This is a genomic window from Ramlibacter cellulosilyticus (assembly GCF_014297465.1).
Classification (GTDB): domain Bacteria; phylum Pseudomonadota; class Gammaproteobacteria; order Burkholderiales; family Burkholderiaceae_C; genus Ramlibacter; species Ramlibacter cellulosilyticus.
In genome coordinates this window covers 1-26,794 of sequence record NZ_JACORT010000009.1, presented here as the reverse complement: position 1 = coordinate 26,794, position 26,794 = coordinate 1, and the positions used below count along the sequence as shown (strand labels likewise).

Genomic DNA, 26,794 nt, shown 5'->3' with positions numbered 1-26,794 from the left:
CCCAGCCTACGGGCCGTCCGCGGGCCCGTGCGCACGGGTGCGCTGCGCTCGTAGGCTGGGTTGCGCGAAGCGCACCCCAGCATGCACCGCGCTCAAATCCGCCCCTCCTCCACCGCGTGGCACGCCACGCGCACCCCCCGGATCTCCAGCAACGCCGGCCGTTCCACGCGGCACCGCTCGTTCGCATGCGGGCACCGGGGGTTGAACGTGCACCCACCCGGCGGGTTCAGCGGGTTCGGCACCTCCCCTTGCACCGCGGTGCGCGCCCGCCCCGTCTCGTGCATCTTCGGGATCGCATCGAGCAGCATGCGCGTGTACGGATGCTGCGGCTGCCCGAACAGCTGGTGCTTGCCGGCGAGTTCGACGATGCGCCCCAGGTACATGACGCCGACCTGGTCGCTCACGTGCCGCACGACGGCGAGGTTGTGCGAGATGAACAGGTAGGTCAGGCCCCGCTGGCGCTGCAGGTCCTTCATGATGTTCAGCACCTGGGCCTGCACGCTGACGTCGAGCGCGGAGGTGGGCTCGTCGCAGACCAGGAACTCCGGGTGCGTCGCCAGGGCCCGGGCGATGGAGATGCGCTGTCGCTGGCCGCCCGAGAACTGGTGGGGGTAGCGGACCATGTCCTGCGGGCTCAGGCCCACCGACGCCAGCAGCTCGCCGACGCGCGTGCGGCGATCCGCCGCGCCGGCGATCAGGCCGTGTTCCTTGAGCGGCTCGGCCACGATGTCTTCCACGCGCCAGCGCGGGTTGAGGCTGGCATACGGGTCCTGGAAGATCATCTGGATGCGGCGGCGCAGCTTGCGCCCTTCCGGCGTGCGGAAGGCGGCGTGCGCGTCCTGACCGTCGAAGGTGAAGCCGCCGCGCGTGGGCTCGTAGAGCCCCACCAGCAGCCGCGCCACCGTGCTCTTGCCGCAGCCGGACTCGCCCACGAGCGCCAGCGTCTGCCCCCGCGCGATCTCGAAGCCGACGCCGTCGACCGCGTGCAGCAGCTGGCGCGGCCTGCGTTCCAGGACGCGATTGAGCCACGGGACGGAGACGTCGAAGGTCTTGGCGAGGTCGTGGGCCTGGACCAGGGGCGGCGCGGAGGCGAGCTTCGCTCCCTCTCCCGCTTGCGGGAGAGGGCTGGGGTGAGGGCTGCCTGCCACGACGGTCATGCCGCCAGCTCCGCATTGGCATCGTGCAGCCAGCACGCGGCCTGCGTGGCGCCTGCGTGCAACAGCTCCGGCCGCTGGCGGTCGCAGCGGCCGAAGGCGCGCGGGCAGCGCGGGTGGTAGGCGCATCCGGGCGGGATGGCGTTCAGGCGCGGCATCGCACCGTCGATCTGGTTCAGGCGCTCGCGCTCGCCTTCCATGTCGGGGATGGAGGCCATCAGCCCCAGCGTGTACGGATGCGCCGGCTGGTGGATCACTTCGTGCACCGGACCGATCTCCGCGATGCGGCCGGCATACATCACCGCGACGCGGTCGCAGGTCTCCGCGATCACGCCCATGTCGTGCGTGATCAGCATGACCGCGGCACCGCGGTCGCGGCACAGCCGCTTGAGCAGCTGGATGATCTGCGCCTGGATCGACACGTCGAGCGCCGTGGTCGGCTCGTCCGCCACGATCAGCCGGGGCTCCGCCGCGAGGGCGAGCGCGATCACCACGCGCTGCCGCATGCCGCCCGAGAACTGGTGCGGGAAGTGGTCGATGCGTTCCGCGGCAGCGGGGATGCCCGTGTCTTCCAGCAGGGAGACCGCCCGCCGGCGCGCTTCCGCGTTGTCGACCGGCAGGTGCGCCTGGATCGTCTCCACGAGCTGCCGGCCGATGGTGTACAGCGGGTTCAGCGAGGTGAGCGGGTCCTGGAAGATCGCGCCGATCTTGCGCCCGCGGATGTGGCGCAGGTGGGCGGGCGGCAGGTCGTCGATGCGCTCGCCTTCCAGCACCACCTGCCCGGAGGCGATGCGTCCCGGCGGCTCCAGCAGGCCGATGATGGCCGCGCCGGTGAGCGACTTGCCCGCGCCGGATTCGCCGACGACGCCGAGGATCTCGCCCGGCGCGATCTCGAAGGAGATGCGGTCCAGCGCGCGCAGCGTGCCGCGGCGCGTGGGGAATTCGACCACCAGGTCCTGGACTTGCAGCAAGGTCATCGGAGCTTGGGGTTCAGGGCGTCACGCAGCCAGTCGCCCAGCAGGTTCACCGACAGCACGATCAGGATCAGCATGACCGCGGGGAAGACGGTGATCCACCATTCGCCCGAGAACAGGTAGTTGTTCCCGACCTGGATCAGCGTTCCCAGCGAGGGCGACGTGGGCGGCACGCCCACGCCGAGGAAGGACAGCGTGGCCTCCGTGATGATCGCCGTGGCGACCTGCACGGTCGCCAGCACCATCACGGGCCCCGTCACGTTTGGCAGCACGTGGCGCAGCATGATGCGCAGGGGCGCCACGCCCGTGACGCGCGCCGCCTGCACGTATTCCTTGTGGCGCTCCACCAGCGTGGAGCCGCGCACCGTGCGCGCGTACTGCACCCAGCCGGTGAGCGTGATGGCGAGGATCAGCACGCCGAAGGCCACGCTGGTGTGCGCGTTGGGAAAGAGCGCGCGCCCCACGCCGGCGATCAGCAGCGCCACCAGGATGGGCGGGAAGCTGAGCATCACGTCGCACAGGCGCATGAGGAAGCCGTCGATCCAGCCGCCGCGGAAGCCGGCCAGCAGCCCGAGCCCCACCCCGATCAGCATCGACAGCAGCACCGACACCAGCCCCACCACCAGCGAGATGCGGGCCCCGTACATGATCGTCGACAGGATGTCGCGGCCCTGGTCGTCCGTGCCGAGGTAGTAGTGCCGCGGCGCATCCTGCGGGTTGGGCATCGCGTGCGCCTCCAGCGAAGGCTTCAGCCGCGCGTGCCCGAGTTCGAGGGTGACCAGGTCGAACGGGTCGTGCGGCGCCACCAGCTCGGCGAACGCCGCACAGAAGATGCAGACGAAGGCGATCGCCGCGGCCAGCATGGCGACGGGCGACGTGCGGAAGCTGTAGCCGACGTCGCCGTCGAACCAGCGCGAGAGGACCGCCTTCACGCGCTTACTTCTTCACGGTGATCCACTTGAACGGCATGAAGTTGTCGGCGAGCTGCACCATGTCCACCTTCTTCGCCACGCCCCAGGCCAGCGACTGCTGGTGCAGCGGCAGGTGGCCGATGTCGTCGGAGTGCACCTTGAACGCTTCCTGGATCATCGCGGAGCGCTTGGCCTTGTCCGTCTCGGACTGGATCTGGCGCGTGAGCTGGTCCAGCTTCTGGCTGCAGTAGCTGCCCAGGTTGAACTGGCCGGTGCCCTTGTCGTCCGGGCAGGCCATGAGCGCATTGAGCGCGTTGTGCGCGTCGTAGGTGCCCGGCGTCCAGCCCAGCATGTAGAAGCTCGTGTCGCGGCGCAGGATCTTGGGGAAGTACGTGCCCTTCGTCTCCGCGGCGAGGTTGATCTTCACGCCGATGCGCGCGAGGTTCGCGGCCACGGCCTGGCAGATCCGCGCGTCGTTGACGTAGCGGTCGTTCGGGCAGTTCATCGTGACCTCGAAGCCGCCCGGATAGCCCGCGTCCGCCAGCAGCTTCTTCGCGCCTTCGGGGTCGTACGGCAGGCGCTTGTTGAGGTTCGCGTCGAAGCCGTTGATGCCCGGGCCGACCATCAGGCCGGTGGGCTTGGAGGCGCCGCGCATCACGGTCTTCTGGATGCCGTCGATGTCGATGGCCTGGTAGAAGGCCTGGCGCACGCGCTTGTCCTTGAAGGGGTTCTTGCCCTTCACGCTGGAGTACAGCAGCTCGTTGCGCGACTGGTCCATGCCCAGGAAGATGGTGCGCAGCTCGGGGCCGACCATCACCTTCGCGTTCGGGGAGCCGTTGACGCGGTCGATGTCCTGCACCGGCACCGGCTCCATGACGTCCACTTCGCCGGAGAGCAGCGCGGCCACGCGCGTGGCGTCGTTGCCGATGGGCGTGAAGATCACTTCCTGCGCGTTGCCGTCGATCTTGCCCCAGTAGGCGCCGTTGCGCACGAAGGTCGTGCGCACGTTCGGCTGGCGCTCGCGCAGGCGGTACGGGCCCGTGCCGTTGGCGCGGAAGGAGGCCGCGTTCTCGATGCCCTTGCGGCGGTCCACCGGGCGCGTGGCCTGGTTCTCCTCGCACCACTTCTTGCTCATGATGTACACGAGCGAGATCACGTCCGGCAGGATCGGGAAGGGGCTCTTGGTCTCGATCTCGATGGCATGGTCGTTGACCTTGCGCACCTCCTTGATGTCGTTCGTGTAGCTCTTCATGTCCGAGCCTTCGGCCTGCGTGCGGGCGAAGGAGAACAGCACGTCGTCGGCCGTGAAGGGCTTGCCGTCGTGGAACTGCACGTTCTTGCGCAGCTCGAAGCGCCACACCGTGGGCGAGGTCTGCTTCCACGAGGTCGCGAGGATGGGGGCGAGGCTCAGGTCCTTGTTGCGCCCGACCAGGGGCTCGTAGACGTTGCCGTCCACGGACAGCTGCAGCGACTCGTTCAGCGAATGCGGGTCCATCGAGAGCGCATCGCCCTGGTTGGCGATGCGCACCGTCTGCGCCTGCGCGCCGAGCGCGGCGGCCCCCAGGGCGGCGAGCGCGATCCATCGGGTCTTCGTCTGCATTTGCGAGCTCCTTGTCGGATGAAGTGATGCCAGGGTGAGAAAGCGTCAGCCGCCCGCGAGGGGCAGCGCCTGCTCCACCAGGCTGGCGTGCAGCGCCGAGCCGAGTGGAAGGATCTCGTCGTTGAAGTCGTAGCGGGTCATGTGCAGCATGCAGCTGCCTTCGCCGCCCTGGCCGATGCGCAGGTAGGCGCCGGGCTTGACCTGCAGCATGAAGGAGAAGTCCTCGGCACCCATGCTGGGCTCCATGTTGCGCACCACGTTCTCCGGGCCGACCAGCGACTCCGCGACGTCGGCCGCGAACTCCGTCTCGCGCGGCGTGTTGATGGTGGCGGGGTAGATGCGCTCGTAGTTCACCGTCGCCGTCGCGCCGAAGCCGAGGGCCACCGCGGTGCACAGTTCGTGCAGGCGCCGCTCCACCATGTCCTGCACCTCGGGCTTGAAGGTGCGCACGGTCCCGACCAGCGTGGCCTTGCCGGGGATGACGCTCATGGCGTGCAGGTCGCCGGCCTGCAGCGCGCAGAGGCTGATCACGGCGCCGTCGACGGCCTTCACGTTGCGCGACACGATGCTCTGCACCGCCGTGATGATGTGCGCGGCGACGAGCACCGGGTCGACCGCGAGGTAAGGATGCGCGCCGTGGCCGCCCTTGCCGGTGATCTCGATCGTCACGCGGTCCGCCGAAGCCATCATGGCGTGGTGGCGGATGCCGAAGCACCCGGGCTTGAGCCCCGGCCAGTTGTGCATGGCGTACACCGACTCCACCGGGAAGCGCTGGAACAGGCCGTCCTCCACCATCGCCTTGGCGCCGGCGAAGCCTTCCTCGCCCGGCTGGAAGATCAGCACCGCGGTGCCGTCGAAGTTGCGGGTCTCCGCGAGGTAGCGCGCGGCGCCCACGAGCATCGCCACGTGGCCGTCGTGGCCGCAGCCGTGCATCATGCCGCCCTTCGTCGACTTCCACGGGAAGTCGTTGCCCTCGCTCATCGTGAGTGCGTCCATGTCGGCGCGCAGGCCGATCATCCGCTTCGACGTTCCGCGGCCGCGGATGAGGCCGACGACGCCGGTCTTGCCGATGCCCGTGTGCACCTCGTCGGCCCCGCACAGGCGCAGGGCTTCCTGCACGCGGCCGGCGGTGTACACCTCCTCGAAGCCGAGTTCGGGATGGGCGTGCAGGTCGCGCCGGAAGGCGGTGAGCTCGGGGTGGAACTGCGCGATGTGCGCGAAGGGACGCGCATGCGCGAGCCGGGGGTTGGCAGCGGGTGCCAGCATCAATGTCCTCCCGCCGTCGCCACGCGCAGGCGCGGGTCCACGGCGAAGTAAAGCAGGTCGACGACCAGGTTGATCACGACGAAGATCAGGGCGATCAGGCACAGGTACGCCGCCATCATCGGGATGTCGGCGAAGGTCACGGCCTGGATGAACAGCAGCCCCATGCCGGGCCACTGGAAGACGGTCTCGGTGATGATCGAGAAGGCGATGAGCTGCCCGAGCTGCAGGCCGATCACCGTCATCACGGGCACCAGCGTGTTCTTCAGCGCGTGGCCGAAGTGCACCGCGCGGTCCGGCAGGCCGCGCGCGCGGGCGAACTTGATGTAGTCGGTGCGCAGCACCTCCAGCATCTCGGCGCGTACCAGGCGCAGGATCAGCGCCAGCTGGAAAGCCGCGAGCGTGATCGCCGGCAGCACCAGGTGGTGCCAGCCGTCGAGGGTGAGCAGCCCGGTGCTCCACCAGCCCACCTGCACCGTCTCGCCCCGGCCGAAGCTGGGTGCCCAGCCGAGCGTCACGGAGAACACCAGGATCAGGAGGATGCCGATCAGGAAGGGCGGCAGCGACACGCCCAGCAGCGAGAGGGTCATCACCCCCTGGCTGGCCGCCGTGCCGCGGCGCAGCGCCGTGTAGACGCCGAGAGGCACGCCGAGCAGGAGCGCCAGCAGCGCGGCGACGACGGCGAGCTCGAAGGTGGCGGGAAAGCGCTCCGCGATGAGGCGCGACACCTTGGCGCCCTGGCGCAGGCTGAGCCCGAACTCGCCCTGCGCGGCATTCCCCAGGAAGTGCCAGAACTGCACGAAGAAGGGCTGGTCGAGCCCCAGCGCGGAGCGCAGCTCGCGGATCTGCTGCGGGCTCGCATCCTGCCCGAGCAGGAACACCACCGGATCGCCCACGTACTGGAACAGGAGGAACGCGATGAACGCCACCACCACCAGGACGACCACAGCCTGGATCAAGCGGCGCACGATGAAGGCGATCATTCTTCGGTGGAGGGACAGGTCTGCGTCGGACAGGACACTATCAGAGCAACCCGCGTGCCGCGAAGCGGGGTTTCCTTGACGCGGCGGCGCCGCGCTAGCGTGCGGCCACGGGCAGGAAGCGGATGGGCCCGTACCAGGCGCGGGCCTGCGAGCGCGTGTTGTCGCTGTCCGTCATGATGGCGATGCCGACGAGCGCACCCGGCTTCTCGCCGAACACGCGCTCGTAGTCGGCGCGGATGTCGCGCTCGTAATCCAGCCACTCGCCCAGGCGCGCGCGGCCCGACTCGAGCACCAGCTTGCGGATGCGGTCGGTGCGCGGGCTGGTGATGACCGTTCCCGGCGTGCGCTTGTTGCACCACACGTACATCAGCGTCGCATAGGGCATGGGTTCGCCGGTGAGTGCGAGCGCCAGCTCCGACAGCGCGGCGTCCTTCGCGGAGAACCGGGAGCGGTCGCCCTCGAAGGCGAGCACCAGGCGCACCGGCGCGTCGTCGCTCTCGCGCGTGGCGATGTCCGCCTGCTCGATCAGCTCGGGGACTTTCCAGGAGAAACGCACGCGCCCCAGGTCCGCGGGTTCGATGCGCAGCACCTGGCGCAGCATGCTGGCCGAAGCCTCCGACTGCACCGAGACGGTGTCGCGGCCCTCGTTGCGTGCATAGGTGAAGCGGGTGGGCTGCTTGCCCGGGAAGCGCTGGTGCGACCAGGACTTCGCCTGCGCGCCGGGCTGCAGGCCCGACTGCCCGGCCCACGGCGAAGCAGCGATGTCGGGCGCGGTGGCCGTCGGCACGGTGCTGCAGCCCGCAAGCGCGGCCAGGGCGAGAGCGGCCACGCGTCGGCAGCGGATGGGCAGCAAAGTCATGGGGCTGGATTGGACACGAAAAAAAGCCGCCCGAAGGCGGCTTTTCAAGTTTCTTGTTTTCTGCACCGGCCTTGCGGCCGGTTCGAAAATCAGAAGCTGTGGCGGATGCCCAGGTCGAAGCCGGAGCTGCTGGCGTTCGTCAGGCCGGCAACGCGGTTCTGCAGGGAGGAACCAACGGAGATGTTGGCGCCGTCCTTGTTGCTCACGTGGGCGTACGTGGCGTACAGAGCCGTGCGCTTGGACAGGTTGTGGACGTAACCCAGGGCCCACTGGCTGGTGCGCGGATCGCCACCGGCGGTGTCCAGCTTGGAACGGCCGTAGGACAGGCGGATCTCGCCAGCGCCCACGGGGATCAGGCCACCGATCAGCCACGTGTCCAGGTCGTTGTCGACGCCGACGCTCTCGTAGGAGGCGCGGTCATACACACCCAGCAGCTTGGCCATGCCGAAGTCCCACTGGCCACCGATGTTCCAGTTCTTCACGTCGGGAGACGCGAAGGTTTCCTGGCCGTCGGTCTGGCCGTAGGCGGCAGCGACGTTGAACGGGCCGGAGGCGAAGCCCAGGCGGCCACCGATGTAGCGGCCGGCGTTCTGCTGGCCAGCGGCGGTGTTCGGGGTCTCGTCGAAGGCGTAGCTGATCTGGCCGTAGAAGCCGCCCAGGTTCGCGGGCAGGAAGTACTGCACCATGTTGTTCGAACGGACATACGCCGGGTCGACGATGCCGCCGGCGGTGGCAGCGGTGCCGCCGTCCAGCTTGACCTTGTGGCCGATGTTGGAGCCGACGCCGTTCGTGCCGAACGGATCGAACACGGTCATGTTCCAGAAGGTCGGGACATAGTCACGGCCCAGGCGCACTTCACCCCAGCCGCCGGCCAGGCTGACGGTGGAGCGACGACGGAAGTCGAAGCCGGTGGCTTGCGAGCCGCCGAAGCCGACGTCGTTCGCCAGGGCGCCTTCCAGCCAGAAGGAGGCGGACAGGCCGCCACCCAGGTCTTCCGTGCCACGGAAGCCCAGACGCGAGCTGTTGTAGCCGGAGTTGGCCAGGAAGGTGTTCTTCTCGCCGCCGGACGTACGCTGATACGAAATGTTCGCGTCAACGATACCGAACAGCGTGACCGACGACTGGGCGGAAGCCGCGCCAGCGGCAGCCATCACGGCCAGCGCAATCAGGGACTTTTTCATGCAAGTTTCTCCAAGGTTAAACATAGGGCTCCGGTGCGCATGGGTCTTCGAATGCAGGCACGCTCGCGTTCCCACCGGATCCCCGGGCCAACCTCCTTTTGGGAAGTTGTTGCTATTCCACCAGAGCGCTTCCCCGCGAGCAAAACATTTAGGCCGTAAAGAAGCGATTCGTGGCAGACCAGCAACAAGGCTGCCAAGGCTGAGTGGAACGTACGCAACAGACGCCGTCGCGATTTCGCATCGCAAAATAAATGCCGTTCGCGCGGGCGTTGACGCCGCTCATCCCCCGGCGCGGGGTCCCGCTCCTACACTCGGCAACATGGACCGCCTACTCGGCGCCTTCGACCAGGCGCTTCGCACCCTTTTCGCCAAGCCGCGCGGCACGCGCCCCTGCCCCGTCGTGCCGGCCGACGCCACCCACCTCGGCGCGCAGGAGCGCAGCCATGCCGCGGCGCTGATGCGCGTGAACCACGTCGGGGAGATCTGCGCGCAGGCGCTTTACACGGCGCAGGCGCTCGCGACGCGCAACGACGCGCTGCGCACCTCGCTGGAACGCGCGGCGCGCGAGGAAACGGACCACCTCGCATGGACGCAGGCCCGCCTCGACGAGCTCGGCGCCCGCCCTTCGGTGCTGAACCCGCTCTGGTACGCGGGCGCGTTCACGATCGGGCTCGTCGCGGGCCGCCTCGGCGACCCGGTGAGCCTGGGCTTCATCGTGGAGACCGAGCGCCAGGTCGAAGCGCACCTGCAGGGCCACCTCGAGCGCCTGCCCGCGGCGGACCATGCATCGCGCGCGATCGTGGCGCAGATGAAGCTGGACGAAGCCGCGCATGCGGAGCATGCGCAGGCATCGGGCGCGGTCGACCTGCCGCCGCCCGTGAAGATGGCGATGCGCGCGGCGGCCAAGGTGATGACCACCACCGCGCACTACCTCTGAGGCTCAGGCCGCCGGCGCGGGAGCGTCGTCCTCCACCAGGTCGAAGCTGGTGGTCATCTCGGCGGTCTTCGCGAGCATGGCGCTCGCGGAGCAGTACTTCTCGTGGCTCATCGCGATGGCGCGCTCGACGGCCGCCGGCGGCAGCTTGCGGCCGCGCACGGTGAAGTGCATGTGGATCTTCGTGAAGACCTTCGGGTCCGTCGTCGCGCGCTCCGCACTGAGCTTCACGGAGCAGCCGCGCACGTCGTGGCGGCCGCGTTTGAGGATCAGCACCACGTCATAGGCCGTGCAGCCGCCGGTGCCCGCGAGCACCGTCTCCATCGGACGCGGCGCCAGGTTGCGCCCGCCGTTCTCCGGCTTCGCCTCGTCCGGCGCGCCATCCATCACCAGCACGTGACCGCTGCCGGTCTCGGCCAGGAAACCCATCCCCGAGCGTGCGCCGGTCGCGCCGGTCCACGTCACTGTGCATTCCATCTTTTTCCCTCTTGCCAGGCGCGCGAAGCGCCAACTCGTTCCGCAAATGCGACACCGTCGCAACGGGCACTTGTGCAACGCAGCAAAATGCCCGCTATACTGCCCTCACAGCATAGCGATCCCGCTAAGCCCCGCCGGACTAGAGGCCGGCCCGCACAAGTTGTCTCCTCCACCCTCCTTTGGTGGATTTAGCCTCCGGGTCGCAAGATCCGGAGGCTTTTTTCTTACTCCGGCCGTGCCCGGCGCGGCCTTTTATGATTCCCGCGCCATGAAGAAACACCTGCAGCCGGAGGATTACCTCAAGAAGATCCTCACGGCGCGCGTCTACGACGTCGCCGTCGAGACGCCCCTGGAAGCCGCGCGCAACCTCAGCCGCCGCCTGCACAACAAGGTCCTCCTCAAGCGCGAGGACCAGCAGCCCGTCTTCAGCTTCAAGCTGCGCGGCGCGTACAACAAGATGGCGCACCTGAGCCCCGAGCAGCTGCAGCGCGGCGTGATCTGCGCCAGCGCCGGCAACCACGCGCAAGGCGTGGCGCTGGCCGCGCACCGCATGGGCGCGCGTGCCGTCATCGTCATGCCGGTGACCACGCCGCAAGTGAAGGTCGACGCGGTGAAGGCGCTCGGCGGCGAGGTCGTGCTGCACGGCGACAGCTACTCCGACGCGGCGGAACAGGCCAAGGCCTTGTGCGAGCGCGACCAGCTCACCTTCGTGCATCCCTTCGACGACCCGGACGTGATCGCGGGCCAGGGCACGATCGCCATGGAGATCCTGCGCCAGCACCAGGGCCCGCTCGACGCCGTGTTCGTCGCCATCGGCGGCGGCGGCCTGATCTCCGGCGTTGCCGCGTACATCAAGTCCGTGCGCCCCGAGGTGAAGGTGATCGGCGTCCAGATGAGCGATTCCGACGCGATGGCGCGTTCGGTGCAAGCCAACAAGCGCGTGACGCTGGGCGACGTCGGCCTGTTCGCGGACGGCACCGCGGTGAAGCTGGTGGGCGAGGAGACCTTCCGCCTCGCGCGCGAGCTGGTGGACGGCTACGTCGTCGTCGACACCGACGCCGTCTGCGCCGCGATCAAGGACGTGTTCGTCGACACGCGCAGCATCGTCGAGCCCTCCGGCGCCATGGCCGTGGCCGCGATCAAGCAGTACGTGGCGGAACACAAGACGCGCGGCGCGACCTACGCCGCCATCCTGTGCGGCGCCAACATGAACTTCGACCGCCTGCGCTTCGTCGCGGAGCGGGCGGAGGTCGGCGAGGAGCGCGAGGCGCTGTTCGCGATCACCATCCCCGAGGAGCGCGGCGCCTTCCGCCGGCTGATCGAGCTGATCGGCACCTTGCCCGGCGGACCGCGCAACGTCACCGAGTTCAACTACCGCATCAGCGACGCGAACCAGGCCCACGTGTTCGTGGGCCTCACCACCCACGGCAAGGGCGAGTCGGTGCGGCTCGCCGCGAACTTCACGAAGCAGGGTTTCCAGGCGCTGGACCTCACGCACGACGAGCTCGCGAAGGAGCACATCCGGCACATGGTGGGCGGCCCTTCGCCCCTGGCGCAGGACGAGCGCCTGCTGCGCTTCGTGTTCCCGGAGCGTCCGGGCGCGCTGCTCAAGTTCCTCTCGCACATGCGTCCGAGCTGGAACATCTCCCTCTTCCACTACCGCAACCAGGGCGCCGATTACGGGCGGACGCTGGTGGGCCTGCAGGTGCCGCGCGGCGACAGCAAGGCGTTCCAGGCCTTCCTGGACACCCTCGGCTATCCCTACGTGGAGGAAACGGCCAACCCCGTGTACCAGCTGTTCCTGCGCACCGGCGGGGCCGCCTGAACGCATGGCAACGCTGCGCGAACACCTGGACCTCTTCGCCCTGGCGCTGCACCGGGCCACCGTGCTGCGCGTCGGCACGCGGCCGCGGCACGACCCCGAATCCGTGCGCGCGAGCGACGCCCACCTGCCCGGCGCCGGCTGGGTCGTGGGCCTCGCGGCCTGCCTCGTGTTCGCGCTCGTCGGCCTCGCCCTGCGGTCCAGCCCCTGGGGTGCGGCGGCCGCGGCGGTCGCGGCGATGGTGGCCACGGCGACGCTCACGCGCGGCCGCGGCGAGACCGGCCTGTTCCGCACCGCGGAGCGGCTGCAGGGGCTGGCCGCGCCGGGCACGTCCGGCGCCGGCGCGCTGGTCCTGTGGCTGCTGCTCACGGGCAAGCTGGTGCTGCTCGCGGCGCTCGCCTCCCTCTCGGAATCGGCCGTGATGGCCGCGCTGTTCGCGGCGCAGGTGCTGTCGCGCGTCGCGCCGCTGCTGCTCGCGCGCTCGCTGGATGGCGACGTGCCGCCGCGCGCGATCCAGGTCGGACTGGCCTGGTGCGTCGTGCCGCTGGTCCTGCTCTTCGTGGGCGCGGGCCTGTTCGCCCTGCTGTTCGCGGTGGCGGCCGCCGTGCTGGCCTGCTACGGCATGTGGCGCCTCGCGCGCCTGCAGGCGGAGCCGGGCGACCGCGATGCCCTGGCGGCCTCGCAGCTCGCGTGCGAAGTGGCGATCTACCTCGGGACGGCGATCGGGCTCTGACCCGTGGCCGGCGCCGGCGGCGGGGGCAGTTCCAGGGTCGCGAGCGGCTGGCCCGCGCTGCTGGCCAGCACCGCCTGGCGTCCCCGGACCGACTGCAGCACGACGCCCTCCTCGATCGAGCTGCCCACGCGGTAGGGGCGGGCGGGCTTGCCGTCCACCGAGATGACGGCAGCACCCGCACCGGACGCCGCACCGGCGGCAACGCCCACCAGGTGGAAGCGGCTCGCCAGCGTCGGCGCGGCCACCGTGGCCGCCGCCGCGGCCGGGGCGCTGCCGAGCAGGCTGGCCAAGGCCACCGGATCCACGGCGGCCGGCGCACGCAGCGGCGCCGGCGGGACGGTCCGCGGGGCGGACTGGCCGCCCAGCTTCAGGCCCCAGGCCACGGCGCTCGCCGCAGCAAGGGCCCACAGCGCAAAGGTCGCGCCGCGCACGGTCCACGCGGGGGTCGGGGTCCACATGCGGCGATTATCATTGAAGCGATGCAGTCCCATGCCCTCCCCCGCCGGCGCGCGCGCGGCTTCACCCTGATCGAACTGATGGTGGTGCTGGTCATCATCGGCGTCCTCGCGGCGCTGATCGTGCCCAACGTGCTGGATCGCGCCGACGACGCGCGCGCCACCGCGGCCCGCACGGACGTGAACAACCTGATGCAGGCGCTCAAGCTGTACAAGCTGGACAACCAGCGCTACCCCACGGGGGAACAGGGGCTGCAGGCGCTGATCGCCAAGCCCGCGGCGGGGCCCGTGCCGCCCAACTGGAAGCCCTACCTGGAGAAGCTGCCCAACGACCCCTGGGGGCGGCCGTACCAGTACCTCAATCCCGGCGTGAAGGGCGAGATCGACGTCATGTCCTTCGGCGCGGACGGCCAGGCCGGCGGCGAGGGCAAGAATGCCGACATCGGCTCCTGGCAATAGGGCGGGCTTCACCCTCCTCGAACTGCTGGTCGTGGTGGCGATCATCGCCATCGCTTCCGCCGGCGTCGCCTTCGCCCTGCGCGACGCGGGCGCCGCTTCGCTGGAACGCGAGGCGCAGCGCCTCGGCGCCCTGCTCGAATCCGCCCGCGCCCGCTCGCGCCTCACGGGCCAGCCGGTCCGCTGGGTCGCGGACGAGCAGGGCTTCCATTTCGAAGGCCTCCCGCGCGGCACGCTGCCGGACCACTGGCTGGATGCCGGGACACGCGTCGTCGGCCGCGGCATCCTGGTGCTGGGCCCCGAGCCGGTGATCGGGCCGCAGGCCGTGGTGCTCACGAGCACCGCCCATCCGGAGCAGGCGCTGCGCATCGCGACCGACGGCCTGCGCCCCTTCGCGATCGTGCCGGAGCAGCCATGAAGGACGCGCGCGGCTTCACGCTGGTCGAAGTGCTGGTGGCGCTCGGCATCGTCGCCATCGCGCTCGTCGCCGGCCTGCAGGCGACGGCCGCCCTCACGAGCAACGCGCAGCGCCAGTCCGACGTGCTGCTCGCCCACATCTGCGCGGAGAACGAGCTGGTGCGGCTGAAGCTCGCGAAGCAGCTGCCTTCCGTGGGCGACAGCGAGCAGGGTTGCCGGCAGGCCAACCAGGACTTCACCGTGCGCGTGAAGGTGTCGGGCACGCCCAACCCCAGCTTCCGCCGGGTGGACGCGCAGGTGTTCGCCGGCGCCTCGCCGGTGCTGCGCCTGTCCACCGTCATGGGACGCTATTGATGCGGCGCGCGCGCGGCTTCACCCTCGTCGAACTGCTGGTGTCGCTGTTCGCGCTGGCGCTGCTCGCCGCCCTCAGCTGGCGCGGCCTCGACGGCATGATGCGCGCCCGCCAGGTGACGGAAGCCCGTGCGGACGAGGTGCTGGCGCTGCAGACCGGCCTCGCGCAATGGGGCGCCGACCTGGACGCGATCGCGTCCTTCGCGCCGACGCCCGCCATCCAGTGGAACGGCCGCGTGCTGCGCCTCACCCGCCAGAGCAGCCTCGCGCCCGCCGACGGCGTGCGCGTCGTGGGCTGGACCCGGCGCGAAGGCCAGTGGCGCCGCTGGGAATCGGCACCGGTGTTCACGCGCGGCGACCTCGAGGCGGCGTGGCTTCAGGCCGACCTCTGGGCGCAGAACCCCAGCGACGCCATGCGCGCGCAGGAGGTCGCCATCACCCCGTTGCTGGAGTGGCAGGTCTTCTACTTCCGCGAGAACGCGTGGACCAACCCGCAGTCCGCTGCCACCAGCACGACGCCCGCGGCGCCCACCTCCGCGACGGCCATCGCCGGCCAGTTGCCCGACGGCGTGCGCCTGGTCCTGCAACTCCCCGAAGGGCGCGCCCTCGGCGGCCAGCTGCAGCGCGACTGGATGCGCCCCACCCTCACGCCATGAAGCGCAACGCCCACCGAGGTGCCGCGCTGCTCGCGGCCATGCTGACGGTGACGATGGTCGCCACCTTCGCCGCCGCGGCGCTCTGGCAGCAATGGCGCAGCGTGGAGGTGGAGGCGGCCGACCGCACCCGCGTGCAATCGAGCTGGATCCTCAACGGCGCGCTGGACTGGGCGCGCCTGATCCTGCGCGAAGACTTCAACGCCGACCGCACCGACTACCTGTCGGAACCCTGGGCCGTGCCGCTGCAGGAAGCCCGCCTGTCCACCTTCCTCGCCGCCGACCAGAACAACAACATGGACGCGGCGGCGAGCGACGCCGACAACGTGTTCCTCTCCGGCGAGATCTCCGACCTGCAGGCCAAGCTCAATCTCTCCTGCCTGGTGCAGGCCGGCTCGGTGCAGGTGAAGTGGGTGGAAAGCTTCCAGCGCCTGTTCGACGTGCTCGGCCTGCCGCAGGCGCAGCTCACCCGGCTGACCGAAAACCTGCGCTTCGCGGCGGACCTGAACGTCGAGAACCGCAATGCGTCCCGGGCCGCGCTGCAGCCGCAGCGCATGGAGCAACTCACGTGGCTGGGCGTGCAGCCGGAAGTGATCGCCGCCCTGGAGCCCTACGTCACCATCCTGCCGAGCGCGTCCACGCAGGTGAACCTCAATACCGCGCCTGCCGAAGCCATCTACGCGGTCGGCCGCAACATGAGCCTCGCCGACGCGAAGCGCATGGTGGCCGAGCGCGACCGCCAGCCTTTCCGCAGCGTGGCGGACGCGTCCAAGGCCATCCCCACGGCCACCTTCGACCTCACCGCGTCCTCCGTCGACACCCAGTGGTTCGAGGTGCGCGGGCGCCTGCGCGTCGACCAGGTGGTGATCGAGGAGCGTTCGGTCGTGCAGCGCACCGGCCGCAACGTGAAAGTCATCCAGCGCGAACGCGGCTCCTTCCAGCAGGTGGCGCAAGCGCCCCGCTGAGGGCTGCACCCCACCTACAATGCCGCGCAGTCCATGAGCTCGCTCATCGTTTTCCTGCCGCCGGGTGCACCCACGGGTACCACGGAGTGGGCCTATGCGTCCACGACCGACGGCCACGCGCTGGCCGACCACGGCCGCTCGCCCGCCGCGCTGCTCCCGTTGCCGCGCGGCGCGGGCGCCGAGGTCGTCGCCGTCGTGCCGGTGCAGGCGGTCGCCTGGCATCGCGTCGAGCTGCCCAAGGGCATCGCGCCCGGGACGCCCCGCCTGCGCGCCGCGCTGGAAGGGCTGCTGGAAGAGCAGCTCCTCGACGACACCGATTCCGTGCACCTGGCGCTGCAGCCCGGCGTCCGCGGCGGCGACACCGCGTGGGTGGCGGTGTGCGACCGCGCCTGGCTGCGCGAGGCGCTGCAGGCGCTGGAGGCCGCGGGCCGCCCGGCGACGCGCATCGTTCCGGAATTCGCGCCGGAAGGCAGCCTCTCGCTGACCGCGATCGGCGAGCCCGAACAGGCCACCATCGTGGCCAGCAGCGCGGACGGCGTGCTCGCCCTGCCGCTCTCGGCGGCCACGCTGCCGCTGCTGCCCGCCCCGCCCGAAGACGCGCCCCGCCTCGCAGAGCCCGCCGTCGCCGCCCTGGCGGAGCAGCTGCTGCCGCAGCCCTGGGTGCTGCAGCAGGCCGCGCAACGCTGGCTGCAGTCGGCGCGCAGCCGCTGGGACCTGGCGCAGTTCGAGTTCGCCAGCTCCTCGCGCGCGCGGGCGATGAAGAAGATCGCCACCGGCTGGAGCGAGCTGCTGCGCAGCCCCGAATGGCGCCCGGCGCGCTGGGCCGCCGTGCTGCTGCTGGCGGTGCACCTCGCCGGCCTGAACGCGTGGGCGTGGAAGGAGAACGCGAGCCTGGCCGACAAGCGCGAGGCCGTGCAGCGCATCCTGCGCGAGACTTTCCCGAACGTGCGCGTGATCGTCGACGCGCCCGTGCAGATGGAACGCGAAGTCGCCGCGCTGCGCCAGCAGACCGGGACGGCGTCGCCGCGCGACCTCGACGCGCTGCTCGCCGCGCTCGCCGCCGCCCTGCCTCCGGGCCGCGCGCCCTCGGCCTTCGACTACGCGAACGGGCAGCTGCGCGCCTCCGGCCTCGCGCTGTCGCCGGACGAACTGCGGACCGTCGCCGCGCAGCTGCGGCCACTCGGCTACGCCGCCACCGCCGACGGCGCGGCGCTCGTGCTCGCCGCGGAGGACGTGCGATGAACCGCCAGGCCCTGCTCGCCCGCTGGAATGCGCTCGCGCCGCGCGAGCGCGCGCTGGTCGCCGGCGCCGGCGGCCTGGTCGCCGTGGCCCTGCTCTGGTGGATCGCGCTCGGGCCGGCCATCGCCACCCTGCGCGGCGCCGAGGCGCAGCACCGGGCGCTGGACGCGCAGCTCGCCGCCATGCTGCGGCTGCAGCAGCAGGCCCGGCAGATGCAGTCGCTGCCCCGCCAGAACGCCGACGAATCCATGCGCCAGCTGGAAGCGGCGATCCGCCAGCAGCTGGGGGTGAGCGCCCGCTACAGCATCGCCGGCGACCGCGTCAGCGTGACGCTGACCAACACGCCCGCCGCGTCCCTCGCGCAATGGCTGTCGCAGGTCCGCACCAACGCGCGCGCCGTGCCCGGCGAAGCCAAGCTCACGCGCAACGCCTCCGGCGGCTGGGACGGCACGCTGGTGCTGGCGCTGCCCGCGCGCTGAGCCCGTGGCGCGCGCTCCCCGTCGTCCCCGCACGAGTCCGTGGCCCTGGGCGGTCGCCGGCGCGGTGCTGGGTGCCGTCTACGCCTTCATCGCCTTCGCGCCGGCCCGCTGGCTCGCCGCCGCCGTCGACCGGGCGACCGCCGGCCAGGTGCAGCTCGCGGAGCCCCGCGGCACGGTCTGGGACGGCTCCGCCCGCCTGGTGCTCACCGGGGGCCGCGGCAGCACCGACGCGGCGGCCCTGCCGGGGCGCCTGGCCTGGCGCCTGCAGGCGCGCTGGGACGGCGCCGTGGCGCAGTTGCGCGCCGAATGCTGCACCCCGCGCCCCGTGGACCTGCGCGCGCGCTGGCGCATCGCCGGCTGGCAACTGCAGGTCGCGGACACGGTCTCCGAGTGGCCGGCCACGGTGCTGGCGGGCCTCGGCACCCCCTGGAATACATTGCAACTCGATGGTGAAGTCCGCCTCTCCACGCAAGGCCTTTCAGTAGAATGGGTCGAAGGCCGCCCGCGCATCGCGGGGCGGGCCGACCTGGAGGCGCTGCGCGTGGCATCGCGCCTGTCTACCCTGAGGCCCATGGGCAGCTACCGCATCACCTTGCAAGGCGGCACGCAGGCGACACTGCGGCTCGCGACCCTGGAGGGCAGCCTGCAGCTCTCCGGCTCCGGCCAATGGGTCGGCCAGCGCCTGCGTTTCCGCGGCGAGGCCAGCGCGGTGCCGGGCAGCGAGAGCGCCCTCGCCAACCTCCTGAACATCATCGGCCGCCGCACCGGCGAGCGGTCGCTCATCTCCATCGGCTGAAGCCCCGGGACCACCGCATGAATTACCGTTCCGCCGCCGCGTCGCTGGCCCTTGCCGCCCTGCTGGGTGCGGCGCCGCCCGCCGTGCAGGCGCAGCGAGCCGCCGAGCCCATCACCCTCAACTTCCAGAACGCCGAGATCGAAGCCGTGGCGCGGACCATGGCGGCCATCACGGGGCGCAACATCGTCGTGGACCCGCGGGTGAAAGGGACCATCACGCTGTCGACCGATCGCCCCGTGCCGCCGGCGCAGGCCTTCAACCAGTTCGTGGCCACGCTGCGCCTCTCCGGCTTCGCGGTGGTGGACGCGGGCGGCCTCCTGAAGGTGGTGCCCGAGGCGGAGGCCAAGCTGCAGAGCGGCACCGTCTCGGTGGACGGCACGGCCACGGGCAGCCAGATCGTCACGCAGATCTTCCGCCTGAACCACGAGAACGCGGCCAACCTGGTGCCCATCCTGCGGCCCCTGATCAGCCCGAACAACACGATCAACCTGAACCCGGGGAACAACTCCCTGGTGATCACCGACTACGCCGACAACCTGCAGCGGCTCGCGCGCATCATCGCGGCCCTGGACGTGTCCAACGCCACCGACGTCGAGGTGATCAACCTGCAGCACGCGCTGGCCGTGGACCTCGCGCCCATCGTGCAGCGCCTGGTGGATTCGTCGGCGACGGGTGCGGGCGGGACTCCCGCCCCGCAGGGCCAGAGCGACACCTCGTTCCGCACCACCGTGATCGCGGAGCCGCGCAGCAACTCGCTGATCGTGCGCGCGTCCAATGCGGCGCGGCTGAACCTCGTGCGCTCCATCGTGACGCGGCTGGACGTCGCGGGAACGGGCGGGGCGCTGGGCAACATCCACGTGGTCTACCTGCGCAACGCGGAGGCGACCAAGCTCGCCGTGGTGCTGCGCGCTGCCCTCGCGAGCATGAGCCCCACGGGCCAGGGCGCCGGCACGAACGTCGTCGGCACCACCACCGCGACGTCGCCCGCCGTGACGAGCGGCCTGAGCGGCGCCGGCGCCACGGGGACGAGCGCGGCCAACGCGCCCATCACGCCGTCCGCACAGCCTTCCACCGGCGGCCAGATCCAGGCCGACCCCGCGACCAACTCGCTGATCATCACGGCGCCCGAGCCGCAGTACCGGCAGCTGCGCGCGGTGATCGACCAGCTCGATGGCCGCCGTGCGCAGGTGCTGGTGGAAAGCCTGCTCGTCGAAGTGAACGCCGACAAGGCCGCCGAGTTCGGCATCCAGTGGCAGACGATCATCGGCAACGTGAACAACAGCCTGGTCGGCGTGATCGGCAGCAACTTCACGATCGGCGGGACGAACATCATCGACCTCGCGACCCGCGCGACCAGCACGGACTCACCGGTCACGCCCGCGCCCGGCATCAACATCGGCGCGGTGCGCAACATCGACGGCCGCTACGTGCTGAGCGCGCTCGCCCGCTTCTTCCAGAGCACCGGCGACGGCAACGTGCTGTCCACGCCTTCGCTGCTGACGCTCGACAACGAGGAAGCGAAGATCGTCATCGGCCAGAACGTGCCTTTCGTGACCGGCCAGTTCACGAACACGGGCACTTCGAACAGCTCGGTGAACCCGTTCCAGACGATCGAGCGCAAGGACGTGGGCATCACGCTGCGGGTGAAGCCGCAGATCAACGACAACGGCACGGTGCGCCTGACGATCTACCAGGAAGCGTCCAGCGTGCGGCCCGGCACCGAGAACGCCCTGAACGGCCCCACCACCAACAAGCGCCAGATCGAGTCCAACGTGCTCGTGGAGGACGGCTCCATCGTGGTGCTGGGCGGCCTGCTGCAGGACCAGTATTCCGGCAACGAGCAGAAGGTGCCGGGCCTGGGCGACGTGCCCGGCCTGGGCAACCTGTTCCGCACCGAGACCCGCTCGCGGACCAAGAGCAACCTGATGGTGTTCCTGCGGCCGGTGATCGTGCGCGACGCCAACGACACGGACGCGCTGTCCATCGACCGCTACAACCTGATGCGCGCCAAGCAGCAGAACGTGCAGCCCGCGCCCAGCATGCTGCTGCGCGGCGTCGAAGGCGCACCGATCTCCCCCGAGATCGCCGCGCCGCCGCCTTCCAACCCGAACATCAACTCGCCGTTCATCCCCGCTCCAGCGACGACGGCGCCTTCCGTGCGCTGACGCCATGCGCTACCCGTTGCCTTACGCCTTCGCGCGCACGCAGCAATTGCTGCTGGAGGACGACGGCGAGCAGCTCGTGCTGTGGCACGCCGGGACGCCTGCCCCCGCCTGGAGCGAGGTGCTGCGCAAGTACCCCGTGCGCAGCCTGCAGCAGCTGGAGCCGCCGGCGCTGGCGCAGCGCATCTCCGCCGCGTACGCGCAGGGCGAGTCGAGCGCCGCCACGGTGGTCAGCGAAGTGCAGAACGACGCCGACCTGACGCGCATGATGCAGGAGCTGCCCGCGGTGGAAGACCTGCTGGAGGCGAGCGACGACGCGCCCATCATCCGCATGCTGAACGCGCTGCTGACGCAGGCGGCGCGCGACGGCGCGAGCGACATCCACATCGAGCCGTACGAGCGCCATTCCAGCGTGCGCTTCCGCGTGGACGGCGCGCTGCGCGAGGTGGTGCAGCCGAACCGCGCGCTGCACGCCGCGCTGATCTCGCGCCTGAAGATCATGGCGGAGCTCGACATCGCCGAGAAACGCCTGCCGCAGGACGGCCGCATCTCGCTGCGCATCGGCACGCGCGCGGTCGACGTGCGCGTGTCCACGCTGCCCAGCGCGCACGGCGAGCGCGCGGTGCTGCGTCTCCTGGACAAGAGCGAGAGCCGCATCAGCCTGGAGTCCGTCGGCATGACCGGCGACACGCTGCGCCGCTTCCTGGCGCTGATCGAGCAGCCGCACGGCATCATCCTCGTGACCGGCCCGACCGGTTCCGGCAAGACGACCACCCTCTATGCCGCGCTCTCGCGGCTGGATTCTTCCACCAGCAACATCATGACGGTGGAGGACCCGATCGAGTACGAGCTGCCCGGCATCGGCCAGACGCAGGTCAACGCGAAGATCGACCTCGACTTCGCCAAGGCGCTGCGCGCCATCCTGCGCCAGGACCCCGACGTGATCATGATCGGCGAGATCCGCGACTTCGAGACCGCGCAGATCGCCATCCAGGCATCGCTGACGGGCCACCTCGTGCTGGCGACGCTGCACACCAACGACGCGGCCAGCGCCGTGACGCGCCTGACCGACATGGGCGTCGAGCCTTTCCTCCTCAGCTCGTCGCTGCTCGGCGTGCTGGCGCAGCGCCTGGTGCGCAAGCTGTGCGAGTACTGCAAGGTGGAAGTGGAAGGCGTGGCCCGCGGTTGCCAGCATTGCGGCTACACGGGCTACCACGGGCGCACCGGCATCTTCGAGCTGATGATGGCCGACGAACAGGTGCGCGGCCTGATCCACAACCGCGCCGCCGAATCGGAGATCCGGCAATCGGCGCTGGCGCACGGCATGCGCCTGATGCGCGACGACGGCGAGCGCCTCGTGCGCGAGGGCATCACCTCCCGCGAGGAAGTGCTGCGGGTCACGCGCGACTGATGGCGTCGCGCCGTTCGCTGCTGCTGGCCGCTGCCACGCTGGCCCTCGCGGGTTGCTCGCGCCGCTCGCGGATGCAGGCCGTGCCTGCGGGCGCCACGGTGCTGGCGCTCGGCGATTCGCTCACCTTCGGCACGGGGGCCTCGCCCGACAGCAGCTACCCCACCGTCCTGGCGCGGCTCACGGGCTGGAACGTCGTGAACGCCGGCATCCCGGGCGACACCTCCGCGGGCGCGCTGGCTCGCCTGCCCGGCCTGCTGCAGGAGCATGCACCGGCGCTGGTGATCGTGGGCATCGGCGGCAACGACTTCCTGCGCCGGCTGCCGGTGCAGGACACGCGGGCGAACGTGCGGGCCACGTGCGAACAGGCGCGTGCCTCGGGCGCCCAGGTGCTGCTGGTGGCGATCCCGGAACTCAACGTGATGGCTGCCGTGGCGCGTTCGCTCGGGGACCATCCCCTCTACGCGGAGATCGCGGAGGAGCTGAAGCTGCCCGTGCACGGGGGCGGCTGGTCGGGCGTGCTGAGCGACCCGGCGTTGCGCTCGGACGCGGTGCACGCCAACGCGCGCGGGTACGAACTGTTCGCGGACGGCCTGGCGAAGACCGCGCGCGAACTGGGGCTGGCGGCGAAAAGCTAGGCCAGGGCGCGTTCGGTCTCGCGCGCGCGCTCCGGCTCGTGCCGCGGCTCCGGCTCGCGCACCGGCGCCTGCGGCCCGCGCTCGTCCTCGATCGGCGGGACCTTCGGCTGCGGCTGCTGCGGTTGCTGCTGTTGCTGGCCCGTGCGGCGGGGCGATTGCGGTTGCTGCTGTTGCTGCGCCTGCAGCAGGGTGCCCGCGGCGAGCGGGCGGAACTTGGCCTTGAACATCACCATGGCGATCCCCTCAATCCGGCTGCTGCACGAAGTCCGTGTGCCCGCCGACGCCCGGCTGCTTCTTCTCTTCCGTGCCCTGCTGGTTGGGCACGAGCTCGCGCTTGTCGTCGTCGGCGCTCGGCTTGGGCTGCGGAATCGTGGCGCGTTCGGGGGCCGGATGGGCCATCCCGCGGTCGATGGGGGTGCGGTCTTCAGGCATGGGAAGCTCCTTCCCCTGCATGATGGTGGCGACGGGGGGCCGCGTCCTTAGGCGCGGTCCGCAGCAGGTCCTAGTCCGCCCTCGCGCTCGGCTGTCGGTGCCTGACTACACCTCGGCCGGACCGTTCGCTCAGGTGCCGAACAGGCGCACGAACCGCCTGCCGCAACCGGCGCAGTAATAGCGGGCGGCCGTGGGAATCCACTTCTGCCACCATTTGGCGTGGATGCGGTCCGGGATGATTCCGCACTTCCTGCACAGCATGTCCTTCATCTCCCTGCGGTGTCGTGGGCGCGGAGTCTAGGCAGGCCTGCGCCAGCCGTGGGGCAACCGAAAGCGGCAGGAGATACACACGGCCGGGCTGGCGCGCGGAAGGTTTGCCGGGCCGGGATCGTTGATGGTGGAGCGCAGGCACCACAGCTGCGCGAAGGAGCGCACGATGGATGCAAGCGCCAAGGCGCGTTGGCTCTTCCTGGCCCTGCTCCTCGGGGGCACGGCCGCCGTGGCGGCCTGGATGTCCTTCGGGCCAGCGCGTTACAACACTTACGAACTGCGAACAGCCGACGCGGTCTCGGGCCTGATCGCCGGTGCGCCCGTGGAGTTCCACGGCGTGGAGGTCGGCAAGGTCGCCGAGGTGCGGCTGCTGGCCCCGCGCATGGTGCAGGTGCTGGTGCAGGTGAACCACGACGTGCCCGTCACCACGGCCACGGTGGCCACCATCATCGGACGCGGCGTCGCCACGCGTGGGTTCACCGGTTACATGGTGGTGAGCCTCGAGGAGGGGCCCGGCCCCGGCGCCGCGCTCGTCGCGCAGCCGGGGCACCCGCATCCGCAACTCGCCACGGCGCCTTCGCGCGTGGTGAGCCTCGACACCTCCATCGCGGAACTGAACACGAGCGTGCGCGCGGTGAACGGGCTGCTGCAATCCACGCTGGACGCACCGACGATCGCCTCCCTGAAGCAGGCGGTGGCCGGCCTGGAGTCGGTGACGCACACGCTTGCGGCCAACAACGAGCGCATGGAGCGCATCCTGGCGAACGCCGAGCGCGCCACGGCGCGGCTGGACGCGCGCGTGCTGCCGCAGGCGGAGGGCGCGCTCGCACGCATGGAACGGCTGGCCACCACCGTGGACGGGCGCATCGTGCCCGTCCTGCAGAACGCCGAGCAGGCCAGCACCCGGCTGGAGCCGCTGCTGCAGGCCAGCCACGATGCTGCCATCGTCCTGCAGACGCAGGTGCTGCCGCAGGCGCAGCGCACGCTGGTGCGCATGGACCAGCTCTCGGCGACGCTCACCGACACGGCCGGGCGGATCCAGCGCAATCCCTCCCTGCTGGTGCGCGGGCCCGGGCCGCTGCCGGGCGGTCCCGGCGAATGAACCGCGCGTCGCCCTGGATCCTCGCGGCCGTGCTGGCAGGCTGCGCGTTCGCGCCCGCGGCGGACGCACCGACGTCCCTGTCGGTGCTCGACCAGCTGCCGGCCGACGTGCCGCGCCACGCGCGGACGCACCTGACGCTCGTCGTGTTCCCGCCGGAGGCGCGGCCCTCCATCGACACCGTGCAGATGGCGTACACGTCGCAGCCGCACGCCCTCGCCTACTTCGCGCGGCACCGCTGGGCGGAGCGTCCGCCGCAGATGCTGCAGCCGCTGCTGGTGCGCACCCTGGAAGCGACCGGCGCGTTCACGGCCGTGGTCGGCCCGCCGCTCGCGGGCAATGGCACGCTGGCGCTGCGCACCGAGCTCACGCAGCTGGTGCAGGACTTCACGAGCGATCCGCCGGTCGTGCAGCTCTCGCTGCGCGTGCGCCTGAGCGACGACCGCGCGCAGAAGGTGCTGGGCACGCGCGAGATGGCGTTGCGCGAGACCATGCAGCAGAAGTCGCCCGCCGCCGGCGCGGCGGCCGCCAACGCGGCATTGGCGCGTGCCTTGCGGGAGACGGCGCAGTTCGTGCTGGAAAGGATGCCTTAATCCGGCAGCATCTTGCGCAAGGTGTCGTCGCCGACCACGAAGTGGTGGTGCACGGCGGCCCCTGCGTGCAGCACCAGCAGTGCCGCCAGCGACCACGCGAGCCAGCGGTGCACCTCTATGCTCCGGTGGAACAGCCACTCGTTCGGCCCGGTGATGTCCGGCACGTCGAACCAGCCGAAGAAGGGAATGGGGTAGCCGCCCGCGGAGGACATCACCCAGCCCGTCAGCGGCAGCGCGAACATCAGCGCGTAGAACAGCAGGTGCACGAGCCGCGCGGCGACCTGCTGCCATTGCGGCAGCCCGCCGGCGAGCGGGGGCAAGGGCCGGCGCAGCCGCCACGACAGGCGCAGCGCGACCAGCGCCAGCGCCACCATGCCCATCGCCTTGTGCACGAGGATCAGCGTGATCTTGCGGGTGTCGTAGCCGACGTCGGGCAGGCTGACCATGGTCCAGCCGAGGGCGAGCAGCGCGACGAGCAGCACGGCCATCGCCCAGTGCAAGGCGATGGCGAACGGTCCGTAGCGCGTCGACGTGTCCAGCCTGGCCTCCATGCGTCCTGTCCGGGACGAGGCAGTTTATGCCGGCGGGGTGAGGCAGGCGCACCCCGGCCGCTTCAGGCGACGCGTGCTTCCTCCGCGACGGCTTCCATGGCCTGCTCCGGTGCCCGCCGGAACAGGTCGACGTAGAGCGACGCGACGTGGTCGATCCGGAAGCGCCCGACGATCCTCGGCACGCGAGCCTTGGCTGCCTCGTAGCATGCGACGTCCGTGACGAACCGCGCGATGGCTTCGGCGGCGGTCTCCACGGGCACCTGCCAGTCCTGCAGCTCGATCACCTCGCCCGCCACGCCATCCGGCGAGGTGAGCATGTTGCGGATGTCGCCGACGTCCGTGGCGATGTAGGGCTTGCCGGCGAACAGGCAGTCGACGATGGTCAGCGGGAAGCTCTCCGAACGGAAGCGCGTGAGCATGATGCCCATGTCGGCACCCGCGTAATGCCCCGCGGAGTTCTCGCTGAAGCCCACGAGGTGCACGAAAGCGGGGACGCCGCGGCGCAGGTACTCGTCGTACACGGGACCGTTGCCCACGAGCACCAGGCGGATGTCCCGTCCCGAGAGCTCCCGCGCCCGCTCCACGGCGGCGATGGTCTCGGACCAGCCCTTGTCCGGGATCGCGCGGCTCACGCAGCACAGGACGAACGCATCGTCGGGAATGCCCAGCTGCGCGCGCGGCACCGGTTCGATCACCGGCGTCTGGATGCCATTGGGCATCTTCAGGAAGCGGGACCGGTCCGCATCCAGCATGCCGGTGTCCACGAAGGGGCCGAGGTTCTTGTCCGCGGTGTAGACCCAGATGGTGACGTTCCTGTCGGCGGTGCGCAGCTCCTGCTCCGTCACGCCGAAGGCGCTGCCGTGCTCGATCATGCCGTGCAAGGTGGCGACGTGGCTGCGCAGGCCGGAGAACACGTCCGGCTGCTGCACCGGGTACTTC

31 protein-coding genes are annotated in these 26,794 nt (G+C 70.6%); 16 read left to right on the top strand and 15 right to left on the bottom strand.

The genetic code is table 11. From position 1 onward, the window contains the following. Positions 1-92: 92 nt before the first annotated feature. The 8 genes from H8N03_RS19085 to H8N03_RS19050 all read right to left on the bottom strand — a co-directional run bounded on the left by H8N03_RS19085 (position 93) and on the right by H8N03_RS19050 (position 8,925). On the bottom strand, positions 93-1,157 hold the full coding sequence (locus H8N03_RS19085; protein WP_187077813.1) for an ABC transporter ATP-binding protein: 1,065 nt from the start codon (positions 1,155-1,157) through the stop codon (positions 93-95). Continuing rightward, a complete protein-coding gene (locus tag H8N03_RS19080) occupies positions 1,154-2,131 on the bottom strand; it encodes an ABC transporter ATP-binding protein (protein ID WP_187077812.1) in 978 nt (325 codons plus the stop codon). The genes H8N03_RS19085 and H8N03_RS19080 overlap by 4 nt, the downstream gene beginning before the upstream one ends. Beyond that, positions 2,128-3,060, bottom strand: a complete 933-nt coding sequence (locus H8N03_RS19075; RefSeq protein WP_187077811.1) for an ABC transporter permease — start codon at positions 3,058-3,060, stop codon at positions 2,128-2,130. Before H8N03_RS19075 ends, H8N03_RS19080 begins: the two co-directional genes overlap by 4 nt. Before the next feature lie 4 nt (positions 3,061-3,064). Beyond that, the gene (locus tag H8N03_RS19070; protein ID WP_187077810.1) at positions 3,065-4,639 is read right to left on the bottom strand and encodes an ABC transporter substrate-binding protein; all 1,575 of its coding nucleotides are present in this window, start codon (positions 4,637-4,639) and stop codon (positions 3,065-3,067) included. A 45-nt stretch (positions 4,640-4,684) separates the two neighbouring features. Next, positions 4,685-5,905, bottom strand: coding sequence for a M20 aminoacylase family protein (locus H8N03_RS19065; RefSeq protein ID WP_187077809.1), 1,221 nt, complete (start codon positions 5,903-5,905; stop codon positions 4,685-4,687). Next, entirely contained in the window at positions 5,905-6,885 is a 981-nt protein-coding gene (locus H8N03_RS19060) for an ABC transporter permease (RefSeq protein WP_187077808.1), read from the bottom strand. Before H8N03_RS19060 ends, H8N03_RS19065 begins: the two co-directional genes overlap by 1 nt. A 94-nt stretch (positions 6,886-6,979) precedes the next feature. Then, positions 6,980-7,744 carry a DUF3047 domain-containing protein gene (locus H8N03_RS19055; RefSeq protein ID WP_187077807.1) on the bottom strand — a complete coding sequence of 255 codons (765 nt, stop codon included), beginning with the start codon at positions 7,742-7,744 and terminating at the stop codon, positions 6,980-6,982. An 89-nt stretch (positions 7,745-7,833) separates the two neighbouring features. Continuing rightward, positions 7,834-8,925, bottom strand: coding sequence for a porin (locus H8N03_RS19050; RefSeq protein WP_187077806.1), 1,092 nt, complete (start codon positions 8,923-8,925; stop codon positions 7,834-7,836). 319 nt (positions 8,926-9,244) lie between these two features. Between H8N03_RS19050 and coq7 the strand changes: the two genes are divergently transcribed. Continuing rightward, complete coding sequence (gene coq7, locus H8N03_RS19045) at positions 9,245-9,862, top strand: 2-polyprenyl-3-methyl-6-methoxy-1,4-benzoquinone monooxygenase (protein WP_187077805.1); 618 nt, start codon at positions 9,245-9,247, stop codon at positions 9,860-9,862. A gap of 3 nt (positions 9,863-9,865) precedes the next feature. Here the strand turns inward: coq7 and H8N03_RS19040 are convergent, their stop codons facing one another. Next, positions 9,866-10,336 (bottom strand): OsmC family protein, encoded by a 471-nt coding sequence (locus H8N03_RS19040; protein ID WP_187077804.1) that lies wholly within the window; start codon positions 10,334-10,336, stop codon positions 9,866-9,868. Positions 10,337-10,604: 268 nt separating this feature from the next. Here H8N03_RS19040 and ilvA point away from each other — a divergent pair, with 268 nt between their 5' ends. Next, on the top strand, positions 10,605-12,161 hold the full coding sequence (gene ilvA, locus H8N03_RS19035; RefSeq protein WP_187077803.1) for a threonine ammonia-lyase, biosynthetic: 1,557 nt from the start codon (positions 10,605-10,607) through the stop codon (positions 12,159-12,161). A 4-nt stretch (positions 12,162-12,165) separates the two neighbouring features. Next, a complete protein-coding gene (locus H8N03_RS19030; RefSeq protein ID WP_187077802.1) occupies positions 12,166-12,891 on the top strand; it encodes an adenosylcobinamide-GDP ribazoletransferase in 726 nt (241 codons plus the stop codon). Here the strand turns inward: H8N03_RS19030 and H8N03_RS19025 are convergent. Beyond that, positions 12,864-13,349 carry a type II secretion system protein N gene (locus H8N03_RS19025; RefSeq protein ID WP_187077801.1) on the bottom strand — a complete coding sequence of 162 codons (486 nt, stop codon included), beginning with the start codon at positions 13,347-13,349 and terminating at the stop codon, positions 12,864-12,866. The two genes, H8N03_RS19030 and H8N03_RS19025, sit on opposite strands and share 28 nt — an antisense overlap. A gap of 21 nt (positions 13,350-13,370) precedes the next feature. On the opposite strand from H8N03_RS19025, the gene gspG reads away from it, so the two are divergent. Genes gspG through H8N03_RS18970 form a run of 11 tightly spaced genes read left to right on the top strand, consistent with a single transcriptional unit; the run spans position 13,371 to position 22,910 of the window. Beyond that, entirely contained in the window at positions 13,371-13,805 is a 435-nt protein-coding gene (gene gspG, locus H8N03_RS19020) for a type II secretion system major pseudopilin GspG (protein WP_187077800.1), read from the top strand. Further along, complete coding sequence (locus tag H8N03_RS19015) at positions 13,780-14,220, top strand: pilus assembly FimT family protein (protein ID WP_187077799.1); 441 nt, start codon at positions 13,780-13,782, stop codon at positions 14,218-14,220. The genes gspG and H8N03_RS19015 overlap by 26 nt, the downstream gene beginning before the upstream one ends. Next, positions 14,217-14,573 (top strand): type II secretion system minor pseudopilin GspI, encoded by a 357-nt coding sequence (gene gspI, locus H8N03_RS19010; protein WP_187077798.1) that lies wholly within the window; start codon positions 14,217-14,219, stop codon positions 14,571-14,573. The genes H8N03_RS19015 and gspI overlap by 4 nt, the downstream gene beginning before the upstream one ends. Then, positions 14,573-15,226, top strand: a complete 654-nt coding sequence (locus H8N03_RS19005; protein ID WP_187077797.1) for a PulJ/GspJ family protein — start codon at positions 14,573-14,575, stop codon at positions 15,224-15,226. The genes gspI and H8N03_RS19005 overlap by 1 nt, the downstream gene beginning before the upstream one ends. After that, a complete protein-coding gene (gene gspK / locus H8N03_RS19000) occupies positions 15,223-16,188 on the top strand; it encodes a type II secretion system minor pseudopilin GspK (RefSeq protein WP_187077796.1) in 966 nt (321 codons plus the stop codon). The genes H8N03_RS19005 and gspK overlap by 4 nt, the downstream gene beginning before the upstream one ends. Positions 16,189-16,221: 33 nt before the next feature. Further along, positions 16,222-17,430 (top strand): type II secretion system protein GspL, encoded by a 1,209-nt coding sequence (gene gspL, locus H8N03_RS18995; protein ID WP_187077795.1) that lies wholly within the window; start codon positions 16,222-16,224, stop codon positions 17,428-17,430. Beyond that, on the top strand, positions 17,427-17,906 hold the full coding sequence (locus tag H8N03_RS18990) for a type II secretion system protein M (protein ID WP_187077794.1): 480 nt from the start codon (positions 17,427-17,429) through the stop codon (positions 17,904-17,906). The genes gspL and H8N03_RS18990 overlap by 4 nt, the downstream gene beginning before the upstream one ends. Positions 17,907-17,910: 4 nt before the next feature. Continuing rightward, complete coding sequence (gene gspN, locus H8N03_RS18985; protein ID WP_187077793.1) at positions 17,911-18,702, top strand: type II secretion system protein N; 792 nt, start codon at positions 17,911-17,913, stop codon at positions 18,700-18,702. A 17-nt stretch (positions 18,703-18,719) separates the two neighbouring features. Then, entirely contained in the window at positions 18,720-20,867 is a 2,148-nt protein-coding gene (gspD, locus tag H8N03_RS18980) for a type II secretion system secretin GspD (protein ID WP_187077792.1), read from the top strand. A 4-nt stretch (positions 20,868-20,871) separates the two neighbouring features. After that, the gene (gene gspE, locus H8N03_RS18975; RefSeq protein ID WP_187077791.1) at positions 20,872-22,275 is read left to right on the top strand and encodes a type II secretion system ATPase GspE; all 1,404 of its coding nucleotides are present in this window, start codon (positions 20,872-20,874) and stop codon (positions 22,273-22,275) included. Next, positions 22,275-22,910, top strand: coding sequence for a GDSL-type esterase/lipase family protein (locus H8N03_RS18970; RefSeq protein WP_187077790.1), 636 nt, complete (start codon positions 22,275-22,277; stop codon positions 22,908-22,910). The genes gspE and H8N03_RS18970 overlap by 1 nt, the downstream gene beginning before the upstream one ends. Here the strand turns inward: H8N03_RS18970 and H8N03_RS18965 are convergent. The 3 genes from H8N03_RS18965 to H8N03_RS18955 form a co-directional block, all read right to left on the bottom strand. Further along, entirely contained in the window at positions 22,907-23,143 is a 237-nt protein-coding gene (locus H8N03_RS18965) for a hypothetical protein (protein WP_187077789.1), read from the bottom strand. The two genes, H8N03_RS18970 and H8N03_RS18965, sit on opposite strands and share 4 nt — an antisense overlap. 10 nt (positions 23,144-23,153) lie before the next feature. Further along, positions 23,154-23,342, bottom strand: a complete 189-nt coding sequence (locus H8N03_RS18960; RefSeq protein WP_187077788.1) for a hypothetical protein — start codon at positions 23,340-23,342, stop codon at positions 23,154-23,156. A gap of 129 nt (positions 23,343-23,471) precedes the next feature. Then, complete coding sequence (locus tag H8N03_RS18955) at positions 23,472-23,612, bottom strand: hypothetical protein (RefSeq protein WP_187077787.1); 141 nt, start codon at positions 23,610-23,612, stop codon at positions 23,472-23,474. Between the two features lie 166 nt (positions 23,613-23,778). Here H8N03_RS18955 and H8N03_RS18950 point away from each other — a divergent pair, with 166 nt between their 5' ends. Both H8N03_RS18950 and H8N03_RS18945 read left to right on the top strand, forming a co-directional pair. Continuing rightward, positions 23,779-24,714 carry an MlaD family protein gene (locus tag H8N03_RS18950; protein WP_187077786.1) on the top strand — a complete coding sequence of 312 codons (936 nt, stop codon included), beginning with the start codon at positions 23,779-23,781 and terminating at the stop codon, positions 24,712-24,714. Continuing rightward, positions 24,711-25,304 carry an ABC-type transport auxiliary lipoprotein family protein gene (locus H8N03_RS18945; RefSeq protein WP_187077785.1) on the top strand — a complete coding sequence of 198 codons (594 nt, stop codon included), beginning with the start codon at positions 24,711-24,713 and terminating at the stop codon, positions 25,302-25,304. Before H8N03_RS18950 ends, H8N03_RS18945 begins: the two co-directional genes overlap by 4 nt. On the opposite strand, the gene H8N03_RS18940 is transcribed toward H8N03_RS18945, so the two are convergent. Further along, complete coding sequence (locus tag H8N03_RS18940; RefSeq protein ID WP_187077784.1) at positions 25,301-25,855, bottom strand: cytochrome b; 555 nt, start codon at positions 25,853-25,855, stop codon at positions 25,301-25,303. The two genes, H8N03_RS18945 and H8N03_RS18940, sit on opposite strands and share 4 nt — an antisense overlap. A 62-nt stretch (positions 25,856-25,917) precedes the next feature. Then, on the bottom strand, positions 25,918-26,794 hold an 877-nt coding region (locus H8N03_RS18935), incomplete at its 5' end, for a glycosyltransferase family 4 protein (protein WP_187077783.1).